General features: G+C 68.4%; 25 protein-coding genes and 2 pseudogenes. 10 read left to right on the top strand and 17 right to left on the bottom strand.

All coding sequences use genetic code 11. From position 1 onward, the window contains the following. Positions 1-8 precede the first annotated feature (8 nt). Positions 9-668, top strand: coding sequence for a GntR family transcriptional regulator (locus ACIBK6_RS31585; protein ID WP_399054976.1), 660 nt, complete (start codon positions 9-11; stop codon positions 666-668). A gap of 30 nt (positions 669-698) precedes the next feature. Here ACIBK6_RS31585 and ACIBK6_RS31580 read toward each other — a convergent pair whose 3' ends face one another. Continuing rightward, positions 699-1,298, bottom strand: coding sequence for a DUF4291 domain-containing protein (locus ACIBK6_RS31580; RefSeq protein ID WP_399054973.1), 600 nt, complete (start codon positions 1,296-1,298; stop codon positions 699-701). Positions 1,299-1,351: 53 nt separating this feature from the next. Then, the gene (locus ACIBK6_RS31575; protein ID WP_399054970.1) at positions 1,352-1,798 is read right to left on the bottom strand and encodes a VOC family protein; all 447 of its coding nucleotides are present in this window, start codon (positions 1,796-1,798) and stop codon (positions 1,352-1,354) included. Positions 1,799-2,116: 318 nt separating this feature from the next. Here ACIBK6_RS31575 and ACIBK6_RS31570 point away from each other — a divergent pair, with 318 nt between their 5' ends. After that, positions 2,117-2,911, top strand: a complete 795-nt coding sequence (locus ACIBK6_RS31570; RefSeq protein WP_399054968.1) for a helix-turn-helix domain-containing protein — start codon at positions 2,117-2,119, stop codon at positions 2,909-2,911. Positions 2,912-2,937: 26 nt separating this feature from the next. Here ACIBK6_RS31570 and ACIBK6_RS31565 read toward each other — a convergent pair whose 3' ends face one another. The 11 genes and pseudogenes from ACIBK6_RS31565 to ACIBK6_RS31515 form a co-directional block, all read right to left on the bottom strand. Beyond that, a complete protein-coding gene (locus ACIBK6_RS31565) occupies positions 2,938-3,138 on the bottom strand; it encodes a hypothetical protein (protein WP_399054966.1) in 201 nt (66 codons plus the stop codon). Positions 3,139-3,809: 671 nt separating this feature from the next. Further along, entirely contained in the window at positions 3,810-4,643 is an 834-nt protein-coding gene (locus ACIBK6_RS31560; RefSeq protein ID WP_399054964.1) for a helix-turn-helix domain-containing protein, read from the bottom strand. Then, on the bottom strand, positions 4,633-5,157 hold the full coding sequence (locus ACIBK6_RS31555; RefSeq protein ID WP_399054962.1) for a DUF6879 family protein: 525 nt from the start codon (positions 5,155-5,157) through the stop codon (positions 4,633-4,635). The genes ACIBK6_RS31560 and ACIBK6_RS31555 overlap by 11 nt, the downstream gene beginning before the upstream one ends. Then, positions 5,141-5,350: a hypothetical protein gene (locus tag ACIBK6_RS31550; RefSeq protein WP_399054960.1), complete on the bottom strand. Its 210-nt coding sequence runs from the start codon at positions 5,348-5,350 to the stop codon at positions 5,141-5,143. Before ACIBK6_RS31550 ends, ACIBK6_RS31555 begins: the two co-directional genes overlap by 17 nt. A gap of 452 nt (positions 5,351-5,802) precedes the next feature. Next, positions 5,803-6,219 carry a hypothetical protein gene (locus tag ACIBK6_RS31545; RefSeq protein WP_399054958.1) on the bottom strand — a complete coding sequence of 139 codons (417 nt, stop codon included), beginning with the start codon at positions 6,217-6,219 and terminating at the stop codon, positions 5,803-5,805. A 161-nt stretch (positions 6,220-6,380) separates the two neighbouring features. Next, positions 6,381-6,536, bottom strand: a pseudogene (locus tag ACIBK6_RS31540) (peptide-methionine (S)-S-oxide reductase); the annotation flags it as partial. 98 nt (positions 6,537-6,634) lie between these two features. Further along, a pseudogene (locus tag ACIBK6_RS31535) lies at positions 6,635-6,721 on the bottom strand (DUF6879 family protein); the annotation flags it as partial. Continuing rightward, the gene (locus tag ACIBK6_RS31530) at positions 6,718-6,891 is read right to left on the bottom strand and encodes a DUF6879 family protein (RefSeq protein ID WP_399054956.1); all 174 of its coding nucleotides are present in this window, start codon (positions 6,889-6,891) and stop codon (positions 6,718-6,720) included. The gene ACIBK6_RS31530 and the pseudogene ACIBK6_RS31535, both read right to left, overlap by 4 nt. 224 nt (positions 6,892-7,115) lie before the next feature. Beyond that, the gene (locus ACIBK6_RS31525) at positions 7,116-8,507 is read right to left on the bottom strand and encodes an ATP-binding protein (RefSeq protein ID WP_399054954.1); all 1,392 of its coding nucleotides are present in this window, start codon (positions 8,505-8,507) and stop codon (positions 7,116-7,118) included. Between the two features lie 151 nt (positions 8,508-8,658). After that, positions 8,659-9,333, bottom strand: coding sequence for a peptide-methionine (S)-S-oxide reductase MsrA (gene msrA, locus ACIBK6_RS31520; RefSeq protein WP_399054952.1), 675 nt, complete (start codon positions 9,331-9,333; stop codon positions 8,659-8,661). Positions 9,334-9,556: 223 nt separating this feature from the next. Continuing rightward, complete coding sequence (locus ACIBK6_RS31515) at positions 9,557-10,660, bottom strand: hypothetical protein (RefSeq protein WP_399054950.1); 1,104 nt, start codon at positions 10,658-10,660, stop codon at positions 9,557-9,559. Between the two features lie 85 nt (positions 10,661-10,745). Between ACIBK6_RS31515 and ACIBK6_RS31510 the strand changes: the two genes are divergently transcribed. Continuing rightward, complete coding sequence (locus ACIBK6_RS31510; RefSeq protein ID WP_399054948.1) at positions 10,746-11,900, top strand: cystathionine gamma-synthase; 1,155 nt, start codon at positions 10,746-10,748, stop codon at positions 11,898-11,900. A gap of 295 nt (positions 11,901-12,195) precedes the next feature. Here ACIBK6_RS31510 and ACIBK6_RS31505 read toward each other — a convergent pair whose 3' ends face one another. Beyond that, positions 12,196-12,780 carry a sigma factor-like helix-turn-helix DNA-binding protein gene (locus ACIBK6_RS31505; protein ID WP_399054946.1) on the bottom strand — a complete coding sequence of 195 codons (585 nt, stop codon included), beginning with the start codon at positions 12,778-12,780 and terminating at the stop codon, positions 12,196-12,198. Between the two features lie 33 nt (positions 12,781-12,813). Beyond that, on the bottom strand, positions 12,814-13,317 hold the full coding sequence (locus tag ACIBK6_RS31500; protein ID WP_399054944.1) for a MarR family winged helix-turn-helix transcriptional regulator: 504 nt from the start codon (positions 13,315-13,317) through the stop codon (positions 12,814-12,816). A 154-nt stretch (positions 13,318-13,471) separates the two neighbouring features. Between ACIBK6_RS31500 and ilvA the strand changes: the two genes are divergently transcribed. The 5 genes from ilvA (at position 13,472) to ACIBK6_RS31475 (ending at position 20,066) form a co-directional block, all read left to right on the top strand. Continuing rightward, a complete protein-coding gene (gene ilvA, locus ACIBK6_RS31495; RefSeq protein ID WP_399054942.1) occupies positions 13,472-14,701 on the top strand; it encodes a threonine ammonia-lyase in 1,230 nt (409 codons plus the stop codon). A 183-nt stretch (positions 14,702-14,884) separates the two neighbouring features. Then, positions 14,885-15,901, top strand: a complete 1,017-nt coding sequence (locus tag ACIBK6_RS31490) for an ATP-binding cassette domain-containing protein (protein ID WP_399054940.1) — start codon at positions 14,885-14,887, stop codon at positions 15,899-15,901. 17 nt (positions 15,902-15,918) lie between these two features. Continuing rightward, positions 15,919-16,749, top strand: coding sequence for an ABC transporter permease (locus tag ACIBK6_RS31485; RefSeq protein WP_399055181.1), 831 nt, complete (start codon positions 15,919-15,921; stop codon positions 16,747-16,749). A gap of 875 nt (positions 16,750-17,624) precedes the next feature. Next, positions 17,625-18,005 carry a hypothetical protein gene (locus ACIBK6_RS31480; RefSeq protein WP_399054937.1) on the top strand — a complete coding sequence of 127 codons (381 nt, stop codon included), beginning with the start codon at positions 17,625-17,627 and terminating at the stop codon, positions 18,003-18,005. 123 nt (positions 18,006-18,128) lie between these two features. Continuing rightward, a complete protein-coding gene (locus ACIBK6_RS31475) occupies positions 18,129-20,066 on the top strand; it encodes a recombinase family protein (protein WP_399054936.1) in 1,938 nt (645 codons plus the stop codon). 118 nt (positions 20,067-20,184) lie between these two features. Here ACIBK6_RS31475 and greA read toward each other — a convergent pair whose 3' ends face one another. Further along, complete coding sequence (gene greA / locus ACIBK6_RS31470; RefSeq protein ID WP_399054934.1) at positions 20,185-20,682, bottom strand: transcription elongation factor GreA; 498 nt, start codon at positions 20,680-20,682, stop codon at positions 20,185-20,187. A 201-nt stretch (positions 20,683-20,883) separates the two neighbouring features. Continuing rightward, on the bottom strand, positions 20,884-21,285 hold the full coding sequence (locus ACIBK6_RS31465; protein WP_399054932.1) for a DUF4307 domain-containing protein: 402 nt from the start codon (positions 21,283-21,285) through the stop codon (positions 20,884-20,886). A 127-nt stretch (positions 21,286-21,412) separates the two neighbouring features. On the opposite strand from ACIBK6_RS31465, the gene mca reads away from it, so the two are divergent. Both mca and ACIBK6_RS31455 read left to right on the top strand, forming a co-directional pair. Beyond that, positions 21,413-22,294 carry a mycothiol conjugate amidase Mca gene (gene mca / locus ACIBK6_RS31460; protein ID WP_399054930.1) on the top strand — a complete coding sequence of 294 codons (882 nt, stop codon included), beginning with the start codon at positions 21,413-21,415 and terminating at the stop codon, positions 22,292-22,294. Beyond that, the gene (locus ACIBK6_RS31455) at positions 22,287-22,523 is read left to right on the top strand and encodes a hypothetical protein (RefSeq protein WP_399054928.1); all 237 of its coding nucleotides are present in this window, start codon (positions 22,287-22,289) and stop codon (positions 22,521-22,523) included. The genes mca and ACIBK6_RS31455 overlap by 8 nt, the downstream gene beginning before the upstream one ends. Positions 22,524-22,642: the final 119 nt, after the last annotated feature.

Genomic DNA, 22,642 nt, shown 5'->3' with positions numbered 1-22,642 from the left:
TGTTAGTTGTGACCCCAGAGCCGCCCGACGCCGCCCCCGCATCCGTCCCTGCCCCCACCTCCCGGCGCCTCCTGCGCGATGTCGCGTACGAGGCGCTGCTGTCGTCCATCGTCTCGGGCGAGTACGCGCCGGGCGCGAAGCTGAGCGACGCCGCGCTCGCCGCCCGCCTCGGTCTCTCCCGCGCCCCGGTCCGCGACGCCCTCGCCCGCCTCGCCGCGGAACGCCTGGTCGTGTCCAAACCGCAGAGCTATACCCGGGTGGCCCCGCTGGTCGCCGAAGAGATCCGGGGCGCGCTGGCCGTGGTCCGCGCGATGCACACCCTCGCGGTACGGGAGGCGCTGCCGCGCCTGAAGAAGAGCCACCTGGCCGAGATGCGCGCGGCGAACGCGGATTTCGTACGGGCGGTGGCGGCGGGCGACATCGCGGCGGCGATCGGCGCCGACGACGCCTTCCACGCCGTCCCGGTGTCGGCGAGCGGCAACCAGCCCCTGTCCGACACGGTGGCCCGCTACACCCCGCTGCTGCGCCGCCTGGAACACCAGCGCTTCTCCAGCGAGGCCGCCCGCGCGTCGGCGGCCCGCCACGAGGAGCTGATCGCGGCGTGCGAGGCGGGGGACGCGGAGCGGGCTGCGGAGATTTCGTACGAGATCTGGGCGGAGCTGGAATGAAGGGCCGGGGCTGCGGGGCACGAGCCCGGCTCAGCGGCCACGCGTGCCCGTCGGGGCATAGACCCGCTCGTCCGGCAACAGGGCGCGGGCGGCGTCGAGTTCACCGTCCCGTACGAGCGCGTGGACGCGGTGGGCGAGCGGGGTGACATCACGGATCCCGACGACCCACTCGTCTGTGTACCGCCGCACCGCCTCCCCGGCGAGCCCGAGCTGCAACGACCGGTACGGCAGCGGCTGGAGGCGCAGATCCCGCTCGGGATCCCACTGCACGCGCGCGGGCGCCAGCCTCAACTCCCGCTTCCAGCCAGCCTGTTCACCGTGCACTTCGGGCACGTAGTGCGAGAGGCAGGCGTGGTCGAGCGCCCAGTCGAACCCGTCCCGGCGGATCTCGACGGCGAGCACGGTCCGCTGCCCGTCCTTCAGGCCCCACCCCGAGCGGTACATCATCCACAGGAACGACGGCTTGACCCAGGTCATCCGCTCCCGCTTCCAGGCCGCCGGGAAGCGCCCGTCCCGGGCGGCGGGCAGCCCGAGCACCGGGTCGTACGCCTGGTAGACGGTGACGGTCGACGCGCTGTGCAGGGCGCGGATCTGCTGACGGGGCGGGGTGGGGCCGGTGCGGTCTTCCATGGGGGAAGCGTGACGCGGGCGGGTGGGGTGTGGCCAGCGAATATCGCCGACGGTTACAGCCCTTCGGGGGTGGGCCGGTGCTCGACGTACTCGATCACCGTGCCGTCCGGGTGCCGGGCGGTGAACCCCGAGCCCGTCGGCACCTGGTGCAGCGGTTCGAGGACCTCGGCGCCCCGGGCGGTCAGCCGGGCCAGATGCGCTGAGGCGTCGTCGACGAGCAGGGTGCCGTCGACGTCGAGGAACGGCGCGACGTCGTGGTCCGCCCCCTCGACGAGCAGGAACCCGCCGACCGTGGCCAGTGCGAGCCCCTTCTCCGGATAGCTGAACCACATGTCCCGTTCGACGCCGAGCACTTCCTCGTAGAAGCGGGTGAGTCCCCCAAGGGTGCCGGGTCCGGTGAAGACGCGGACGAAGGCGCGGGGGGAGGCAAGGGAGGACGAGTCGTTGCTGCGCCGCCGCATGACGGGGGCGGGGTGCGCGGTGGTGTCGTTGTCGGTCATGCGCCCAGCCTCCACCGCCGAACGAAGCCCGGCCAGAAGCCGGTTCATGCGGTGAGTGGGGGTCACAGGCTGGGCCATGGGCAGGGGGAATGGGGGCGGTGGGCATGGGTGTTGGCGGGGGAGAGGGCGTGGGTGCGGTGCGGCCGGGGCGGCGTGGCGGGGACAGAGGGACGGGGCGTGGGCGCGGTGCGGCCGAGGCGGTGGTGCGGCGTGGCGGGGACGGGAGAACGGGGCGTGGGTGCGGTGCGGCCGGGGTGGCGGTGCGGCGTGGTGGGGAGAGGGGGACGGGGCATGGGCGCCACAAGGCAGGGGGTGGGCGTGACCGGTGCGCGAGAGGGCGCCGACGCGGCGCGGCGACGCGAGCTCGGTGGATTCCTCCGCGCCCACCGCGAACGCCTCAGCCCCGCCGAGCTGGGCCTGCCGGCGGCCACCGCCCGGCGCCGCACCCCGGGCCTGCGCCGCGAGGAGGTCGCCGCGCTCTCCGGGGTGGGGGTGGCCTGGTACTCCTGGCTGGAGCAGGGCCGCGTGGAGACCTCCCGGCAGGTACTGGACGCGGTGAGCCGCACCCTGCGCCTGGACGCGACGGCCCGCGCGCACGTCCTGACCCTGGCGGGCTTCGCCGCGCCGGAGCGGGATGCCCTGCCGGTCGACCCCAACACCCTCGCATTGATGGGGAGTTGGCGCGAAACCCCGGCGCTCGCACTGGACCCGGCGCTCACGATCACGGCGTGGAACACGGCGTACGCGGGGCTCTGGCCCGACCCGGCGCGCATACCGCCACCGGACCGCAACCTGCTCCTCCTCCTGCTCACGGACCCGGCCCATCAGCGGCTGCTCCCCGACTGGCAGCCGGTGGCGATGGACCTGCACCGCCACTTCCGCACCCGCGCGGACCGTCACCCCCACGACGACCGCGTCCGCCGCCTGAACGCCCGCCTGCGCACGGCCCGCCCGGACCTCGCCGCCTGGTGGTCCTGCCGCACGGTGGGCGACTTCACCTCCCGTACGGTCGAACTGACCCCGGCCTCCGGCGCCCCCGCGCTGCGCTCGACGATGACCCTGCTCTACCCGGCGTCCACCGCCGACGCGATCCTGGCCCAACACGTGCACTGACCGGGGCCCGTCGACCCGGGGGCGAGTCACCGCCCCCGCCGCAGATGGGGATGGTGCCGGATCTCCACATCCGCATCCGTGGCCGCAGAAAGATCCCCCCGCGCCCGGGCCGCCCGCCGCCGGGCGACCAGCTCCGCACACACCGCGCACCCCTTCGCGGGCTGCGGCGGCGCATGCGGCAGCGTCAGATGCACCGGGTCCCCCATCGTCGTCCTCGGGTCGCTCACGCCTGCCGCCTTTCCGGCCGAATTGCTGTTTCCCAGCAATTCACCCCGAACCCGACCCGTGGTACTCCGGCAACCCGGCGGACTCCCCCGAACGGCGGCGTGGCCCGTCCGACGGATGCGGCTCAGCGGTCCGCCGGGCGACACGCAATACCTTGGCCAGCTCCTCGACAAGACCGGCGTCTATCACGCCGACGTCTACCTGTGCCGCGCCCCTGTAGTGCACCTGAGGGCGGATCGCACCCCATGCCGACTCAGGGAACCCAAGCCCCTCCAGCGCCTCCCTGAGGGTGTTGCAGGCGTCGTCTGCCCGCGTCCACGCATCGCGCCATGTTTGCATTTCCATCAGGCCAATGCCTCCACGCGCGTCGTCGAGGCCGGTCCGTCGGTGTGTGCGGGATGCTTTCCAATCTCCCGACCGGCATCGAATGCCACCCCATGCAGCCCCTGCTTCAGAGCCGCTTCGACTTCCCGTGCCGGCGTGCCGCAGATATCGCACCCAGCGACTCCAACGGTCACGCACAGCCAACTGCCGATGGGCTCCACCGGATTCTCCGGGTGGCCGACTGGCCCCGCCATAGCTGCCCCTCACTCTTTTCCACCCTCGATGTGCGCTTAAGTTTGGCCGCGTTGGCGACACCATTCAACGGCTATTCGCGTTGTGGGGTAGACGATCACGAGCGGCAGGAATCTGCCCATTCTCCAAGCGTCGCCCTGGCCTCTTCATCAAAGAGCGCGTGTCGCTCGTAGAGGCCGAATACCTCGAGTTGTTCAGCAATGTCCCTGGCGTCTTGGAAAACGATCCGTCCGGTGAAGGTCTCGACCGTGGCCAAGCGTTGGTCGTAGACGGTAAAGGTATTCAAAGGGCCTCGGCTTATCGCCGTATCGAGGGGCAGCATGCCGATGCGGACGTTGGGTAGATAAGTGAGCGACGCAAGACGGTCCATCTGTACTGCCATAGCGGGCTTGGGGACGACGGGCCATCTCACGGCTTGCTCGGTCAGGAGGAAGGTGAAGCGCTTGGTGATGTCGTACAGGATCGTCTGGCGCTCCAACTTCTTCGCCACCGTCTTGGAGACATCGCCCGGTGAATGGCTGAGGCTGGCTCGGATGTACTCCGGGGTGGCCAGTAGGCCGGTCACCATCGCGGGCAGGAAATACCGCAGTGTCCTCGCCTCGGCTTCGAGGCCGGCCAGTTCTGCCTGGCGCTTCTCCAAGCCCTTGCGCCACGAAGCCCGTTTGCCCTGCCACTCCGTATTGGCCAACCGCGCGAGGGTCGTTACCTCTGCGACGAGTTCCGGTGGAGCATCAAGGGCTCTGAGGATCAGTTCGGTGTCGACAAGGGTCGGTGTTGCCCGGCCAGTCTCCATATTGCTGAGCTTCGTCTGCGACATGTTGCAGCGCCGAGCGAGCCAGACCTGAGTGCGGTTGGCTCGCTTGCGCAGTGCGCGGAGTGTCTCTGCCAGGTCGGCTTTCGACTGACCCAGCTGCCCGGGGTCAAACGCCAAGGCCCTTCACGTACTCCTTGAAGGGCACAGCGTGCTCCAGGGCGATCCGCTTCCATTCCCGGTGAGCGGCAGGGTCTCCCTCGAATACCTCGCGATTGATCTGAGTGCCGTCCGGCCGGAAGTTGAGGTGCACCACGCTGGCTTCGTCGAACATCCACCAGTCTTGGCCAGTGAGGGGCAGGCCGTAATCGGCTCGGGTCACGTCCAGTACGCGGATGTCTTCGCCTGCCCGAATGTTTCCGGGGATTCCCCAGGCGAATTGGTACCGCTGATATTCGGTCAGTGGCTGGTGCACGATGCGAACACGGCCAATGCTGCGGCCCGATTCGACGTACGCCCGCACTCGTTCATGCCATCGCGCATTGTGATCCGCAGGCTTCTCCTCGCCCCTCAGGAAGCGGGCCACGTTCTCTTGTTCTCTCGGCATCGTGTACGTGGGCTGCGCCTCGAAGCGCCATGCCTCCCGCTCGAATGCGTCGAAGAAGCGACGCCAGTCCTCACCATCCAAGAGCACGGACAGCCTCCCTGAGAACCGCCTCGGGGATCTCTACCAGTCCCTCGCCGTCGGGCGGTGTGAACGCGCGGGACACGTCTCCCTGGATGACGAATGCCCCGCTCTCCCTCCGGTAGACGTTGGCGCAATCGTCGTCGTCGCAGTTGGGTCCGCCAACATTGCCGGTAAGGCGGGTCAGATCGTTGCGCGCCATTGCGCCCCCTTCGTCCGCACAGGGTTGATCCCTGCCGTCAGTGGAGACGTTAGGTCGGCCGTCCTGGCACGTCCATGGCGGAACGCCAATATTCGCGTTGTCGGGTAGACGATCACCGCACGCCTGCGGCGGCCCCCCAAGCCGTCACGAACTCGGCTCAGGGGGAAGCGATTTAGAGGAATCACCCGTCGGCCTTGGCCACGCCGATCGGGCAGGACACCCCGGTCCCCGCCCAGCCTGTGGTGGATGTGCCCCCACGGCGGGCATCTATCGTCTGAGAGGTTGCCGTCTTAGGCTGTTTGGCGTCGGTAGGTTCGGTCGCGCCTGCGTGCGAGCCACGAATCGGGCCGGCGGTGCGAGTGAGCTAGGCATTAGCTTGGGGAATTGTGAGCCTGCACCCCCATGTGACCCGTTGCGCTTTGCTAGTTGCTGCTGGGTGGCCACAGGTGTGGTCAATTGAGAGCCGCACCGGGGATGAAGGCCACGAGGCCGGAGAGGACGCTGCCGATCGCAGCCAGCGTCACGAGGGCGGCCTTGCCATCTGTGAAAAGTCCTGAGCAGAAGGTGCGGACCTGGCGTCGCAAGATCAGCATCTTGAGCTTCTGCCAACGATGCTGGCGGATGTGGCAGCCCATAAGGAGTCCGGCCGCGTTGTTGCGGCAACCATCTTCCCGCCCTCTGACAGGGGCGCCGCATGTCACTGGCGCTTGGAAGAGAGACCAGATCAGGACCAGAGCTGACAGAGCGGCGACAACCGCCGGCCCCGCTGCCTTGTTGATCCATGCGGCGATCAGCAATGCCGCCGCGATGATGCCCCACCATTGCCCCAAACCGCCGAGTCGACTGCTTCTCGCCCCCGAAGTTGCCATGGTCTCCATGGTGGCGAGACGTGTGCGTCCTAGCGGCCCGCCCTGACTTCCTGGCCGAAAAGGGCCTGAAGGTGGCTGATGAACGATATCGGACAACCCTCTGTGGCCCTGGGCGGAGGACCACGCTACAGAGGTCACTGACGTACTGAGGTGGTCAGCAGCTACTTGCCAACTTCCGTCGCAGGCGCGATCCCCGTCGGGCAGGACGCCCCCAGATCGTTTCGAACGGGTCGCCTAGCTTGACCCCCGTCCCCCCGTCCCCCCGTCCCCCCGCCCCAGCAGTACCCCGCCGGATTGTTGTCGAGGTACTGCTGGTGGTCGTCGAACAATCAGCAGTCGTGATTAGGCAGGCCGGGCAGTCCTGCTCAGTCTGATCGATGATGCCGATGGTCTCGCCTGCCGTGACGCTGCCCGGGTAGGCGGCGAGTTCGTACCGCAGGTAGTCGGTCAGCGGAGACCGGAGCACGTGGACGCGCGAGACTTCCTTGCCTTTGTCGGTCATCGACCGCACCCACGGGTTGTCGTCCCAGGCAGGCCCATGTCCCCGCCAGCCAGGAAGCGTTCGAAGTCCTCCCGCTCCTCCTCCACGCTGTAGACGGAGAGTGTCTCCAGACGGAAGGCGGTCCGCTCGAAGGTCTCGAAGAGACGGCCGAACTCCTTACCGCTGAGCACGGAAGAATTCCTCCAGCACCGCAGCCGGGACCACGACGGCGGTCTCGCCCTCGGGCAGGTCCAGCTGCGCCAGCCGCTCGGGGTCGCTGACACGTCGGCGTAACGCCTGTCGCGTTCGATGTTCCCGAGCTGGTCGTGATGAGGTCAAGTACCGAGACTTTCCAGAACGGGAAAGTGCTTGAGAGCTGGGTGGCCAGCGTGTTGCCATCGGCATGGACAGGCCGCTACGGCGTGCCGTCCGCAGACGCGCGCCTATATGCTGATGCGCTGCCCGCTTTCCCAGGGACTCGTTCAATTTGCCCTGCCTTAATTAGGCGAAGGAAGATTGTCTTAACTCTATTCTCCGACCCGATTCCGGTCAGGCTTCTTACGGTTCTATTGTTAATTTCGGCGTGGGTGTCCAGATATTGCATGACGATCTCTTCGGGCGAGCCGAGCCGTTCGTGGCGAATGTTGACGCGGACCGAGTTGTCCCGCTCCTCGATTACCGGATCCTTCAACTTGAGCCGCTTCATTGCGGCGAAGGCTGTAGCCAACCCTTCGCCGACATCCTTGTTGGGTGGGTTCGGAAATTTGTTGATCAAGCGTACGACTGCGCCATTGCGTGAGAACCTCTCCTTGAGAATGTTCGTTGTTGTGATGTGGGCCGGCAGGCGCCCTGGACTCTCGACTTCCACGCGGTTGTCGAAGATGCGGACGTGGACGTCGTCTGCCGTGGCGTAGTCGCGGTGAATCACCGCATTGGTGATGATCTCGTGGAGAGTCTCGAAGGGGTACGTGATAGGGGTGAGCCCCTCAGGTCCGAGCACCTTAACCCCCTCGATGAGCTCAGAGGTCTTCGCGACAGCCTGCTTGATCTGCTCGTACAGTGAGCCCTCGACTGTGATCGGGTCGAAGGCGAGGGTCTCGCGAGCCCCTTCGGCATCGGTGGTCTTGTACCGATAGATCTTGATCGCGCAGCGCTTGGGCAGGGCGGCTTGGGGTTCGTCGGCGTACAGCAGGAGCCCCGCGACTGTCGGATTGCCGCCGATGATCATCATCTGCTTCCGCAGCCACACCTCGGGTTCGGCGCTGGGGATGCTACTCAGCATGAAGTCGATGATTGTGAGCGAGTTTGAGATCAAGTCGACGGGGGCGGCGACAGTCTCTGATTCGAACGATGTGATTCCCTTGTTGCGCCGAAGCCGCTCCATCCCTTCGGGGTTTACCGGCAGACTCTGGCTTCCGCGTCGAACGTAGGCTTTTCTGTCGCTGGCGCATTTGATCTCTTTTGTCTTCTGGATGATTATGTGTAACACGAGGCCGGGCTCGCCATCGCAGAAAAGGAATTCGTAAAGGAAGTCGCCGCCAAGCGGGAACAGTTCCTCGAACACTTGGAGGTGGCCGTTTGCGGCCTCCATGTTGGCGAACCCGCGCCACCGGTGATTCTTGCCTCCGGGGCCTTCGTCGACCCCTACGTACAGTTCGCCGCCATCCGCGTTAGCGAAGGCGGCGATCGCCTTGGTTAGTTTTGCAGGAGCGATCTCAATGGCCTTCAGGTCGGTAAAATGGCCCTCTTCGAGTTGGAGGACTTTAAAGACCTGGCCCTTAGGAACTGAGACCTTCTGGATCGTCACCGCGGTTCCGCCCCTCGCTCGCCCGCCTGATCGCTTCGGATCGTAGCCAGGCTCGAGGCTCCCGTCTTGAAGTTCGGCAAGTCGGGGAAGGGGGGCGCTGGAGCCCCAAGGTCTCCCACGGGTCTCCAGCGTTAGCGGCGGTGTATGTGTGTCAGGCGTCCGTCGACGGAGCATCGGCGATGCCGATCGGGCAGGACACCCCCGTCCCCCCGATCCCGCAGTACCCCGCCGGATTCTTGTCCAAGTACTGCTGGTGATGAGGCTCCGCAGCGTAAAAGGGCCGCCCCTCCGCGGGGAGCAGTTCCGTCGTGATCGTGCCGTAGCCCGAGCCCGTCAGGACCTTCTGGTAGGCCTCGCGGGAGGACTGGGCCGTGGTGGCCTGGGCCGGGGTGTGGGTGTAGATCGCCGAGCGGTACTGGGTGCCGACGTCGTTGCCCTGGCGGAAGCCCTGGGTCGGGTCGTGGGACTCCCAGAACACCTTCAGGAGCTGCTCGTACGAGACGAGCGCGGGGTCGTAGACAACCCGGACCGCCTCGGTGTGGCCGGTCAGGCCCGAGCAGACCTCCTCGTACGCGGGGTTCACCGTGCTCCCGCCCTGGTACCCGACCAGCGTCGTCCAGACCCCCGGCGTCTGCCAGAACTTGCGCTCGGCTCCCCAGAAACACCCCATCCCGAAGTCCGCGACCTCCAGCCCCTCGGGGTACGGGCCGACGAGCGGGTTGCCCAGCACCGTGTGCCGGGAGGGGACGGTGAATTCGGGCTCCGGTCGGCCCTTCAGGGCCTGCTCGGGGGTGGGCAGCTCGGGCGTGCGGCGGCCGAAGATCATAGGGGGCTCCTCGGAAGACTGTGGGTACCTAGGGCAACGTACGGTCGGCGCGGGAGATTCCAGCCCGAGGGGGCAGAACCCCACGGGCAGGGTGCCACGGGGCCAGGGCGCCGGGGCCAGGGACCCATGGCCGGAGGGCGCCGCCGCCCCGCCCCTCGCGGCCCCGCCGCAGTGACCGCCCCCTACCGACGCCCCGCCCCTCGCGCCCCCCAAGCCACACCCCCTACCGCCGCAGCGTCGCCGGGCTCCCCCCATTCGCCTCGTACCCCGCCACCGCCAGTGCCCGGCACAGGGCGTAGCTCTCTGCCGGGTCCTCGCAGACCGTCCAGGGGAGCGCGCCCACGTAGCCGTCCAGGGCTACGAACTGGTCCATCGACTCCGCCCAGCGTTCGGCGCGGACCAGGAACAGGACCAGGAGGTGGCGGACGTGGGGCAGGACCGGGTCGTCGGGGCGGGCCTGGTGGGCCGCGTGCAGGGCGCCGTCCATCGCGCGGCCGACCACCGCAGTGCGGTAGAAGTCGCGCACGATGACGACCTCGGGGAGGTGCTCGTACACCGCGAAGAGGGGGAGCGCGGAGAGCAGCGAGCCGCGCGGCGCACGCGCGGCGGACGCCGTCGCGAACTCGTCGGCCTGCGCACGCGAGCCGTGCCACTTCTCGCAGTGGTAGTGCAGCGCCGCGAGATGCGCGCCCATGTGGTGCGGGGCGCGGTCCAGGACCTCGGCCCACAACTGGTCGAACTCCGGGCGGGGGTAGGCCAGTCCGCGGGCGACCGCCAGTTCGGTGATGTACGGGACCGGGTCGTCCGGCGCAAGCCCCGCCGCCTCCGCGCACACCGTGCGGGCCTCCTCCAGGATGATGCGGAAGTCGTCCCGGTGCGCGGACGAGGACCGCCAGGCCTGCTGGACCAGGAACTCCGCGTGGACCTGCGCCGCCCCCGCGTCCTGCGGCGCCTCCGACCGCCACGTGCGCAGCCACGCCCCGCCGGCGCCGGGGCGCTGGGCCAGTTCAAGGGAGGCCGCGCCCGCGAAGGCCTGCACGCGCTGCCAGCGCCGCTCGCCCTCCGGCGGCGTGCCGGCGAGCAGCTGTGAGGCCGCCTTCCAGTCCTGCGTCGCCTGCACCACCGCGAGCACGTCGAGGAGATCCTGGTCGGGTCCTGGCAGGCGTACGTCGAGCTCCTCCTGGCGTACGAAGCCGTAGGCCGCCGGGTCCGCGGCGTCCGGCGCACCGGGCCGGGCCAGCCGGATGCCGCCCTGGCGCCGGAACACCAGGCGACTCACGATCGCGATGAGCAGGGCCAGCGCCAACAGGGTCCACAGAATCTCCATGACCACCAGCGAACCAGACGGCGCCCGGATATGACGAACGCGGAAGTGGCGAACCCGGGGATCCGACGAACTAGGCTCTGGAGCCATGAGCCACGAGCACCTCGACAAGAACTTCGAGACCATCGCGATCCATGCCGGGAACACCGCGGATCCGCTGACCGGTGCGGTCGTACCCCCGATCTACCAGGTCTCCACCTACAAGCAGGACGGCGTCGGCGGCCTGCGCGGCGGCTACGAGTACAGCCGCAGCGCCAACCCGACCCGGACCGCCCTCGAAGAGAACCTGGCGGCCCTGGAAGGCGGCCGGCGCGGTCTCGCCTTCGCCTCCGGGCTCGCCGCCGAGGACTGCCTGCTGCGTACGCTGCTCACGCCCGGCGACCACGTGGTGATCCCGAACGACGCCTACGGCGGCACCTTCCGCCTGTTCGCGAAGGTCGTCTCCCGCTGGGGCGTCGAGTGGTCGGTCGCCGACACCTCCGACCCGGCCTCGGTGCGGGCCGCCGTCACCGACCGTACGAAGGTCATCTGGGTCGAGACGCCCTCCAACCCGCTGCTCGGCATCACCGACATCGCGGCCGTGGCCCAGGTCGCCTCCGACGCCGGCGCCCGGCTCGTCGTCGACAACACCTTCGCCAGTCCCTACCTCCAGCAGCCGCTCGCGCTCGGCGCGGACATCGTGGTGCACTCGCTGACCAAGTACATGGGCGGGCACTCCGACGTCGTGGGCGGCGCGCTCATCACCAACTCCGCCGAGATCGGCGAGGAGTTGGCCTACCACCAGAACGCGATGGGCGCCGTCGCCGGCCCCTTCGACTCCTGGCTGGTGCTGCGCGGCATCAAGACGCTGCCCGTGCGCATGGACCGGCACAGCGAGAACGCGGGCAAGGTCGCCGAGATGCTGACCCGGCACGCCAAGGTCACCCGGGTCCTCTACCCGGGGCTGCCCGAGCACCCGGGCCACGACATCGCCGCCAAGCAGATGCGCGCCTTCGGCGGCATGGTCTCCTTCCTCGTCGAGGGCGGCGAGCAGGCGGCGGTCGAGGTCTGCAACCGTACGAAGCTGTTCACGCTCGGCGAGTCCCTCGGCGGTGTCGAGTCGCTGATCGAGCACCCGGGCCGGATGACGCACGCCAGCGTCGTGGGCTCCGCCCTTGAGGTCCCGGCGGACCTCGTGCGGGTCTCGGTGGGCATCGAGAACGCGGACGACCTGATCGCCGACCTGCAGCAGGCGCTGGGTTAACAGCCAGCCCGGCCACAGCCCCTCCACGGGTGGCGTCACCGTAGAAGGCGGCGTCACCCACGGCTTGGCCATCGAGGCCCAGACCGCGAGGGCGATCACCGCCACCGCGAGCAGTAGCCACAGCGCGCGGCGCGCGATGCGGCGCCGGTGCAGCATCCGCAGTCCCAACTCGGCCGCACGGACGGCGAGTTCGGCCGGTACGGCGGGATGCGGGCCGCCCTCCAGGAGTCGGCGGACCTCGGCGGTCTTGCGGTCCGGGGTGTTCACCGGGCGGCCGCCCGTCCGCCGGGCGCGTTCATGTGGCCACCCCGGGAGCGGTGCCGGCGGGCGGCGTCGGAGGGGTGCTGCGCATCGTGGCGATCGCCCTAGTGCAGATCGCCCGCACCCGGTCCGCCGGAAGCCCGACCAGCGCGGCCGTCTGCTCCTCGGCGACGCCTTCGTACAGGCGCAGTACGAGGATGAGCCGTTCCTGCGGGGTCAGCCGGGCCAGCAGCCCGCCGCCGGCTCTGCGCTGTGTCGTCCCGGGGAACGCCGCGCCCTTCAGCAGCTTCGCTGCGGGCCGGACCCCCGGCCGGTGCCGTGTCGTCCCGGGGGACACCCCTCGGACCCCCGGCCGGTGGAACCGCCAGGCGGCGCGGGCGAAGCGGGCGGCGAGTTCCTGGCGGGTGCGGTCGTACGGGTCCTCGCCGTGCAGCCGGTGCCAGCGGGCGTACGTCTCGGCCAGGGCGGTGGTCAACAGGCGCCGGGCGCGCGGATTGTCGTCGGGGGGTTCGGCGGTCAGCAGGGTGGCGGCGTGCAGCAGCCGACCGCCCGCGCCCGCCACGAATGCCTCGAACTCCCGGGTGCGGCGGCGGTGTTGGTTGGAGCGCCGCTCGCGCATGAGCCTCATATGAGGGCAGGCGCGAGCCCCGGGTCAAGAGGTCGGCGCGGCCGGCTCCTGCGCGGCCGACTGGCGGGCCGAGAGGGCGGAGTTGAAACGGGTCAGCAGGGTGCAGAACGACTCGCGTTCCTGCTCCGTCCAGCCGTCGGTGACCTGCGCCATCAGCTCGCGCCGCGAGGAGCGGACCTCTTCGAGGCGGGCCTGGCCGCGCGGCGAGAGCTGGAGCACGACCGCCCGCCCGTCCTCCGGGTGCGAAGTGCGCTTGACCAGGCCGGTGTCGACGAGCGGCGCGACCTGGCGGGTCACCGTCGACGAGTCGATCCCCATGCCCGCGGCGAGCGCCTTCACGCCCATCGGGCCTTCCAGGTCCAGCCGGTTGAGGAGCAGATACGCGGCCCGGTCCATCGAGTTGCGGACCTGGCCGACGCCGCCGAGCCGGGTCTGCTCGGCACGGCGGGCGAACACGGCCACCTGGTGCTGGAGGGCATCGAGGAGACCGGGATCAAGCGGGGGAGTCATGTCCTGAACTGGGGGCATGGCCGGGGCTCTCTCGTGCGGGGGTCGTGTGGTGGGGGAAAGAGTACGCGGCCCGGCCGCCATACGTACCGGCGGTGCGCAAACCTGTGAACGAGTGACCGGCGGTTCTGGATCCCCACCGCCGTAAGGGCCGTGAGCTGCAAGACTTGATGTCATGACCTTCAGTACGTCTGGCCCCTTGCACCACCTCATCCTCGATGACATCCGCGGCGCGCAGAAGATGCTGTCGGGGGTGGCCCGCACCACCGCGATGGAGGGCTCCCGCCATCTGTCGTCGCTGGTGGGCGCCCCGGTCCACCTCAAGTGCGAGAACCTCCAGCGCACCGGCTCGTTCAAGCTGCGCGGCGCGTACGTGCGGATCTCCGGGCTGCGTCCCGAGGAGCGGGCGGCCGGGGTGGTCGCGGCGAGCGCGGGCAACCACGCGCAGGGCGTGGCGCTGGCCTCCTCGCTGCTCGGCGTGCACTCGACGGTCTTCATGCCGATGGGCGCCCCGCTGCCCAAGGTCGCCGCGACCCGGCACTACGGCGCGGAGGTGATCCTGCACGGCGCGGTGGTCGACGAGACGCTGGCCGCCGCCGAGGCGTACGCGCGCGAGACGGGCGCGGTGTTCATCCACCCCTTCGACCACCCGGACATCATCGCGGGGCAGGGCACGGTGGGTCTGGAGATCCTGGAGCAGTGCCCGGAGGTGCGCACCATCGTGGTCGGCATCGGTGGCGGCGGGCTCGCGGCGGGGATCGCGGTCGCGGTGAAGGCGCTGCGGCCGGACGTCAGGATCATCGGGGTGCAGGCGGCGGCGGCCGCCGCCTATCCGCCCTCGCTGGCCGTCGGGCATCCGGTCGCGATCGACCCGGCTCCGACGATGGCCGACGGCATCAAGGTGGGGCGGCCCGGCGACATACCGTTCGCGCTGGTCAGCGAGCTGGTCGATGAAGTACGTACGGTTTCGGAGGACGCTCTTTCCAGTGCGCTGCTGCTCTGTCTTGAGCGGGCCAAGCTGGTGGTGGAGCCCGCCGGGGCGAGCCCGGTGGCGGCGCTCCTGAGCGAGCCCGAGTCGTTCCGGGGGCCGGTGGTCGCGGTGCTTTCGGGCGGCAACGTCGACCCGCTGCTGCTGCAGCGCATCCTGCGGCACGGCATGTCGGCGGCGGGCCGCTACCTGTCGCTGCGGCTGCGTCTGACGGACCGGCCCGGGGCGCTGGCCTCGCTGCTCGGGGAATTGTCAGTGCTGGATGCCAATGTTCTCGATGTGAGTCACGTACGGACCGATCCGCGGCTCGGACTCACGGAAGTGGAGGTGGAGTTGCACCTGGAGACGAAGGGCCCGGAGCACTGCGCCGAGGTGGCGTCGGCGCTGCGGGAGGCGGGCTACACCGTCATGAGCTGAGCCGGCACCGGCGACCGGGCGAGAGATGAGGGGGCGCGGGGCGAGGAAGGTCGCGCAGGACGGCTGACAGGACGCGATGTATCGCGTTATGGTGTGGACGCGACAGCGACTCCACCGGGCGCTCGATACCCGGAAAATCTAGGATTTGTCCCGGAAGTCACAGCCAAAACTGGGGGTACCCACATGCCAGGCGCCATCTACGCCGAAGGCCTGGTGAAGACGTTCGGCGATGTCACGGCTCTGGACGGCGTGGACCTCGATGTCCCTGAGGGCACGGTCCTCGGCCTGCTCGGCCCCAACGGCGCCGGCAAGACCACCACCGTCCGCGTCCTGACCACCCTGCTGCAGCCCGATCGCGGCAAGGCGGTCGTCGCGGGCATCGACGTCCTCAAGCATCCCAACGAAGTCCGCCGCTCCATCGGCCTGTCCGGCCAGTTCGCGGCCGTCGACGAATACCTCACCGGCCGCGAGAACCTGCACATGGTCGGCAAGCTCTACCAGATGAACGGCAAGGCCGCGAAGGTCCGGGCGGGCGAGCTGCTCGACCGCTTCAACCTGGCGGACGCCGCCGACCGGCCCGCCAAGACGTACTCCGGCGGCATGCGCCGCCGCCTCGACCTCGCGGCCGCCCTCGTGGTCTCGCCGCCCGTCATGTTCATGGACGAGCCGACCACCGGCCTCGACCCGCGCAACCGGCAGCAACTGTGGGAAGTCATCCAGGAGTTGGTGGCCGGCGGCACCACCCTGCTGCTGACCACCCAGTACCTGGAAGAGGCCGACCGCCTCGCCCACGACATCTGCGTCGTGGACCACGGCAAGGTCATCGCCCGCGGCAGCTCCGACCAGCTCAAGGCCCGTACCGGCGGCGAGCGCGTCGAAGTCGTCGTCCACCAGAGCGACCAGATCGCCCCGGCCCGGGACGTGCTCGCGGGCTTCGGCAAGGGCGAGGTGAAGGTCGAGGAGCACACCCGCCGCCTCACCGTGCCGGTCACCGGCGGCGCCAAGCTGCTCGCCGAGGTCATCCGCGAACTCGACACCAGGGGCGTCGAGATCGACGACATCGGCCTGCGCCGCCCGACCCTGGACGACGTCTTCATCTCGCTGACCGGCCACGCGGCCGAGACCGGCAAGGAGGGCGACAACGAGGGCACCGACACCCACGACAAGAAGTCCCGGGGCCGCAAGGAGGCTGCCAAGTGAGCGCCATCACCGACGCCATGCCCACTCCCCGCGCCGGTGGCGGCATCGGCAGGTCCATCAGGGACTCGCTCGTCGTCGCCCAGCGGAATCTGATCCGGATGCGTCGGATTCCGGAAGTGGTACTTTTCGGGCTTATCCAGCCAATCATGTTCGTGGTGCTGTTCACCTACGTCTTCGGCGGGTCCATCCAGGTCGGCGGCTCGCTCTCCCAACACAGCTACCGCGAGTTCCTGATGGCGGGCATCTTCGCGCAGACCGTCACCTTCGCCACGGCAGGCGCGGGAGCCGGTATCGCCGACGACATGCACAAGGGCCTCATCGACCGTTTCCGCTCCCTGCCCATGGCGCGCGGCGCGGTCCTCACTGGCCGCACCCTGGCGGACTTGGCGCAGACCGCCGTGACCCTGGTGGTCCTGGCCGGGGTCGCGCTGCTGATCGGCTGGCGCATCCACAACGGCATCCCGAAGGCGCTCGGCGCCTTCGCGCTGCTGCTCCTGCTCGGGTACGCGTTCTCCTGGATCGGCGCTCTGATCGGCCTCACGGTCCGTACACCGGAGGCGGCTACCTCCGGCGGACTGATCTGGCTGTTCCCGCTGACGTTCATCTCCAACGCTTTCGTGGACTCCAACCATCTGCCGACGTTCTTCCGGCACATCGCGGAGTGGAACCCGTTCAGCACCACTGTCCAGGCGGCGAGAGAGCTGTTCGGTAACCTGCCGCCCGGCTTCAAGGCCCCGGACGCCTGGCCCATGCAGCATCCGGTCCTGGCCTCCGTGTTGTGGTCGGTGCTGATTCTGATGGTCTTCCGTACGCTCGCGGTCCGTAAGTACCGCCGCGCAGCCGGTTAACGGCTGCGCGTTCCCGGATCAGTAGCCAGCGCGCTGCCCCCGCCGAATGGCGGGGGCAGCGCCCGTCGATCGGCGGGCGCTGCCCGGCTTCCTTTTCCGCCAAGCTCATGCATGCCCAACAGGCTTCGGCTAGTACTGGCCCGTGCGCCGACCACAGTTGTCGCCGCCCCACGGGGTCATTCAGCCTCCCCGCCATTCGAGCCAAATCAGTGCAGTTCCCTGCCACGAGGCGGCATCCCTGCGGATAGGCGCGTTGACGTTGGGAAGGGGCGAGCGGGGGCGCGTTGCCTCTGACGGAAACCTGAAGGGATTCAACGGCATGAACTTGAAGCGTTGCACAGTAGTCACTGGTGCGGCCGTGTTGGCGGTTGTCGCGAGTACTGCAACAGCCCATGCGGTGGATATATCGGCCAAGACGCCTTACTTGAGCGGCGGCCGCATCTACGCCAGTGGAAATCTGTCCGGCCCGAACCCGCCGACCAAGGTCTGTGTCAATCTCCTGGCTGAACACCCCATGAGCCCGGACGTCCCGATTGCAAGCGACTGCAAGACAATCGCAGCTGGAACAGTGACCGTGTCTGCCCCTTACTCCTGCGGGAACTACACGACGTTCATCAGTGTGCAACGCGACGGTAAGACGCTGCGTACGCAGAAGTCGAGCAGTACGGCGATCTGTCACAGGTAGTCGGCCTCAGGTGGCCTGCACACCATCCCGAGGAACCGCACTAGAGAGGGCTGCCAGTTGATGCTGGCGGCCGCCCGGAGCGAGCCAACGTCGCAGGCTCCCCCAACACTTCGGACGGCTCAGTCAGCGGCCGGTCCTCGGCGTCCCCCGTCGTCGGTGACCGGCCGTCATGCACCGAGGAGCGCTCCTCATGAACACCGTCGACTCACTGGGGCATGAGCGGGACCCCCGTATCGGGAGACGGGTCCGCGACATCGCCTCGAAGGGCGAAGGCGAACTGACCGCGGCCGTCCGCGAGAAGGTCTCCGGCAGCGAAGACGAGCCCCGGTACTCGCGGCTCGCCCTACATCAAGGTCCCGTCCGGCGTCGAGTGGTCCACCGTCCCGGAGAACATCGAGGTACTGCGATGAGCGCCCGCCACCGCCCCGAGCCCGAGCCCGTCCGGTTACCTGGCGTCGGATTGTTGGCGATGCTGCTCGGCATCGGGTTCGCCGGCCCCGCCATCGTCTTCCGCGATCGCGTCGCCGACTTCTGCCAGGTTGTTCGGACGCCACACCAAAATGCCGTCTGAGAAGCCGAGTTGAAGTTCTGGCCAGTCGGCTGACAACCGAGACATGTACGCTGCAAGCATCACATGAGTGACCCCGGCAGCGCGGCAACGCTCCGGGGTCTGGCCAGTCACGAGAGGACTGACATGAGCAAGGATATCCTTGCGCGCCGTCGCACGGCGCGTGCGCTGGTTCGTGTAGCCATATACCTTCGCGTATCGACGGCACAGCAGCTTGAGGGCTACGGCCTGAAGGTGCAGGAGGATCAATGCCGAGCGTGGATCGCGTACGCGATGCGAGGCGTGAAGTTCGCGATCGTTGACGTCTACGTAGACGGCGGCGTCTCAGGAAAGCTGGCCAACCGCGACGACCTGGACCGCCTCACCCTCGACGTCACGGGTGGCCGGATCGACCTTGTCGTATTCGGCAAGCTCGACCGCATCGGCCGCACGATGAAGAACATCCACCGCTGGGTGTACGACGTCACCGACAAGGGCGTCCGTGTCGCCACCGCAGACGGCCGGATCGACAGCGAAGACGACATGTTCGGCATCCAGCTCTCTCTTCTCGCCTACATGGCCGAGGTCGAGCACGCCCTCATCCTGGAGCGGACCATGGGTGGCCGGATGCAGAAGGTCGCGGCCGGTGGCTGGCCTCTCGGCGAACCGCCCTTCGGCATCATGCTCGACTCGGACGGCAATCCGGTCCTCAACCCGGCCGAGATCAAGCAGATCGAAGAGTTCGCCAGCTTCGTGATCGACGCGCCCGAGCCCGTGACTCGGGAGGATGCAGCTCGCCATCTCAATGCTCTCGGCCACCGCACGCGCCGAGGCAAGGAGTGGGAGGGTGGCAACCTCGTCGCCCGCGTGCTCAAGGGCCTGAAGGGCTACGTCGAGTTCGTTTTCGCTGGAGAGAACGAGGACGGTGAGGAGATCACCACCTCCTTCCGCGTCAACATCCCCAAGACTCTGCCCGACGACCGAGCCGAGGCTCTGAAGGCTGCCTTGGCCCGCGGCTCCCGCGTCAAGAGCAAGCACAGCAAGTATCTACTGTCGAACCGCCTGTTCAGTGTGTGCGGTGTCCACCGCACCGGCGCCACTACCGCAGAGCACGGCCGTTACTACCGATGCATGGCCGGCAGGCAGGGCAACCCGGTCAACGAGCGGCATGAGGACTGCTGGGAGATCCCGGTTGACGAGGTCGAGACCGCCGTCTGGAGCGAGGTCAGGGCCCTACTGTCCGAACTGTCCGACAAGGGCAAGATGCGCGCGCTGGTTGAGGAGACCCTAGGCTCCGTCCCGGACCGCGCCGAGTCCTACCGTCGTCGCTTGATCGAACTGGACGGGCTGATCGAGAAGAAGCAAGACAGCCGTAAGCGCAAGATCGTGTTTCTCCTAGCATCCGTCGAGGATGACGACGAGAACGACGCTCAGCTCGTCGCGGAGCTGAAGGTGGAGCTCAAGGAGCAGGAGGACCGGCTCGCCGAGGAGCGCGAGCGTGTCGCCGACTGGCTGTACGAGGTCGAGGGGCAGGAGGGGCGGGCGAAGGAACTGCTGGCCGTGATCGACAATCTCGACAGTCGCCTGGACGACTTCACCCTCGAGCAACAGCTCAATCTGCTCGATCTGCTCGACGTCCGAGTCCAGATCACAGGGAAGGGAGAGCCCCGGCACAAGGGACTGGCCGACCCGATTACTGAGTGGCACCGCGAGACCGGGGTGACCATCCCGAGCCGGGTTACTGACGACCAGTGGGCCATGGTGGAGCCGATCCTGTCCGGGAATCGACAGTGGAAGGACGTGCGCGGCGGGTTCGAGGCGATGCTCGACAAGCTGCGCACCGGGCGGTCCTGGAACGACTACAGCGGGTGCGAGGCCATCGGAGGGCGGAGCTACGGCGCCCTGTATCGGCGCGTGACGCACTGGTTCGGCTCTGGAGAGTACGAACGGGCCCTCGAGGCCCTGACGCCCTATGAGGGGGTCTCTGCGCCCCCTGCGTACGTCCTGCCGCCGATGGAAGTGACTGGCTCAGCTGACTCGAAGTACACCACCGAACGTGCAGCTCAGGGCTCGGCGACTGCCTGACCCCGTACCGCTCGGCGACCGCCTGACCGCCTGACCGCGTACAGCGCGAAGCCCCCGGCCGCTCATGCAGGGCGACCGGGGGCTTCACCGCGTGGCTTCACCGCGTACGGCGAAAAAATCAGCCGGTGAACGGGGTGGCCGCGAGGATCTTCACCGAGGCCTTCTTGCCGTTGGGCAGCTCGTACTCGGCGTCCTCGCCGACCTTCTTGCCGTTCACGCCGGAGCCGAGCGGCGACTGCGGCGAATACGTCTCGAAGTCGCCCGACGCGTATTCGCGGGAGGCCATCAGGAACTGCAGGGTGTCGTCCTCGTCGCCGTCGAAGGCGATCGTGACGAGCATGCCGGGAGCCACCACACCGTCCGCCGTGGGGGCCTCGCCGACCTTGGCGTGCTCCAGGAGCTGGGTGAGCTGGCGCACCCGGAGCTCCATCTTGCCCTGCTCCTCCTTGGCCGCGTGGTACCCGCCGTTCTCCCGGAGGTCACCCTCCTCACGGGCCGCCGCGATCTTTACGGCGATCTCCGTGCGCGCGGGACCAGACAGGTACTCCAGCTCGGCCTTGAGCTGGTTGTACGCCTCCTGGGTCAGCCAGGTGACGTTGTCGCTGGTCTGGGTCACAGGTGCTCCTCGTCGGTACTGGGAATACAAAGCATCGCCCTACCCAAAGCATGTGCCTGGTTGGGTGGGCGAAACCACGAGCCTAACAATTCCGGCGCCGTAGGGGGAGGACATAAACCGCTAGAACTGCATCAATGCAGGTCAGCGAGTGCGTCCCGTCAACGTTGATCAGCAGCGTGAGCAGTACGGGGCCCGGCGGGCTCAGCCGGACTGGCAGCTGACCACGCTTGCGCTGGTCGCCAGCGAGGTCGTCGTGATCGTGACGACCCTGTCGACCTGCTTGACCGGCTCGTCGAACCGGAAGTCCGCCCGGCCCACGTCGTCACCGCTCTTCTTCTGGGCGCGCAGGGTGCAGGTGCCCTTGGCGTCCTTGTCCTTGACGACTTCGATGTGGACCTCGATCGCGGTGTCGGAGACCGCCTTGAACTTGATCACCTGTCCGGAGAGCGACTGGCCGGCCACGTAGTCGTAACCGATCCAGCCGACCACGCCGAGCAGCGCCGCTCCGAGCACCGAGCCGACGATCCTCAGCTTGCGGTCCGCGCGCTCGTCCGCCGAGCGCCCGTAGCGCCCCTGGGGGGGCTGCTCGCGAACAGCGGCCATGATCGTCCTCCTGCTGGTGGGGCCCACCGGAATTTTCCGTCCCCCGATTCGGTCACTATAGAAGCCGCACATTGCGCCGATCACAGAGGGCGCCGAATTCACTTACTGAGTCACTGAGGATCGAGTCTTGACTGAGCAGCTGCGACTGATGGCCGTCCACGCCCACCCCGACGACGAGTCGAGCAAGGGCGCGGCCACCATGGCGAAGTATGTGTCCGAGGGGGTGGACGTGCTGGTCGTGACCTGCACGGGAGGCGAGCGAGGCTCCATCCTCAACCCCAAGCTCCAGGGCGACAAGTACATCGAGGAGCACATCCACGAGGTCCGCAAGAGAGAGATGGACGAGGCCCGCGAGATCCTCGGCGTCAGCCAGGAATGGCTCGGCTTCGTCGACTCCGGACTGCCCGAGGGCGACCCGCTGCCGCCGCTTCCCGAGGGCTGCTTCGCCCTGGAGGACGTGGACGTCGCCGCCGGGCGCCTGGTGCGGTCCATCCGCGCGTTCCGTCCGCAGGTCATCACGACGTACGACGAGAACGGCGGCTACCCGCACCCCGACCACATCATGACCCACAAGATCTCGATGGTCGCCTTCGAAGGCGCGGGGGACGCCGAGAAGTTCCCCGAGGACGAGTTCGGCCCCGTCTACCAGCCGCAGAAGCTCTACTACAACCAGGGCTTCAACAAGCCGCGCACGGTCGCCCTGCACGAGGCGCTGCTCGCCCGTGGCATGGACTCCCCGTACGGCGAGTGGCTGGAGCGCTGGAAGGAGTTCGAGCGCGCCGAACGCACGCTGACCACGTACGTTCCGTGCGCGGAGTTCTTCGAGATCCGCGACAAGGCGCTCATCGCGCACGCCACCCAGATCGACCCCGACGGCGGCTGGTTCCGGGTGCCGCTCGACCTCCAGAAGGAGGTCTGGCCGACCGAGGAGTACGAGCTGGCGAAGTCGCTCGTGGACACTTCCCTCCCCGAGGACGACCTCTTCGCGGGCGTACGCGACAATGCCTGATATGAGCGCAAGCCTGGCACTGACGCATCTCGTCCCTCTGGCCCAAGAGGTCGACAACAACAAGGTGACGCCCGGCGTCCTCGGCTTCATCGTCTTCGCGGCCCTCGCGCTGGGCGTGTGGAGGCTGATGAAGTCGATGAACCGCCACATGGGCAAGGTCGACTTCGAGGAGACCCCCGAGTCGGAGCCCGGCTCCGGCCCGGCCAAGGGCGCGCCCAAGAGCGCCTAGGCTCCCGGTTCGCCGAGCGGGGTGGGGGGGGGGGGGGGGGGGGGCGGGGGGCGGGGCGCGGCCGGCGGGGGGGCCGGGCGGGGGGCGCCGCCGCCGGGGGGCGGGGGGGGGGGTGGGGC

Source organism: Streptomyces sp. NPDC050485 (assembly GCF_044458185.1).
Taxonomy (GTDB): domain Bacteria; phylum Actinomycetota; class Actinomycetes; order Streptomycetales; family Streptomycetaceae; genus Streptomyces.
The sequence above is the reverse complement of the archived record's forward strand: the minus strand, read 5'-3'. Positions and strand labels throughout refer to the sequence as shown.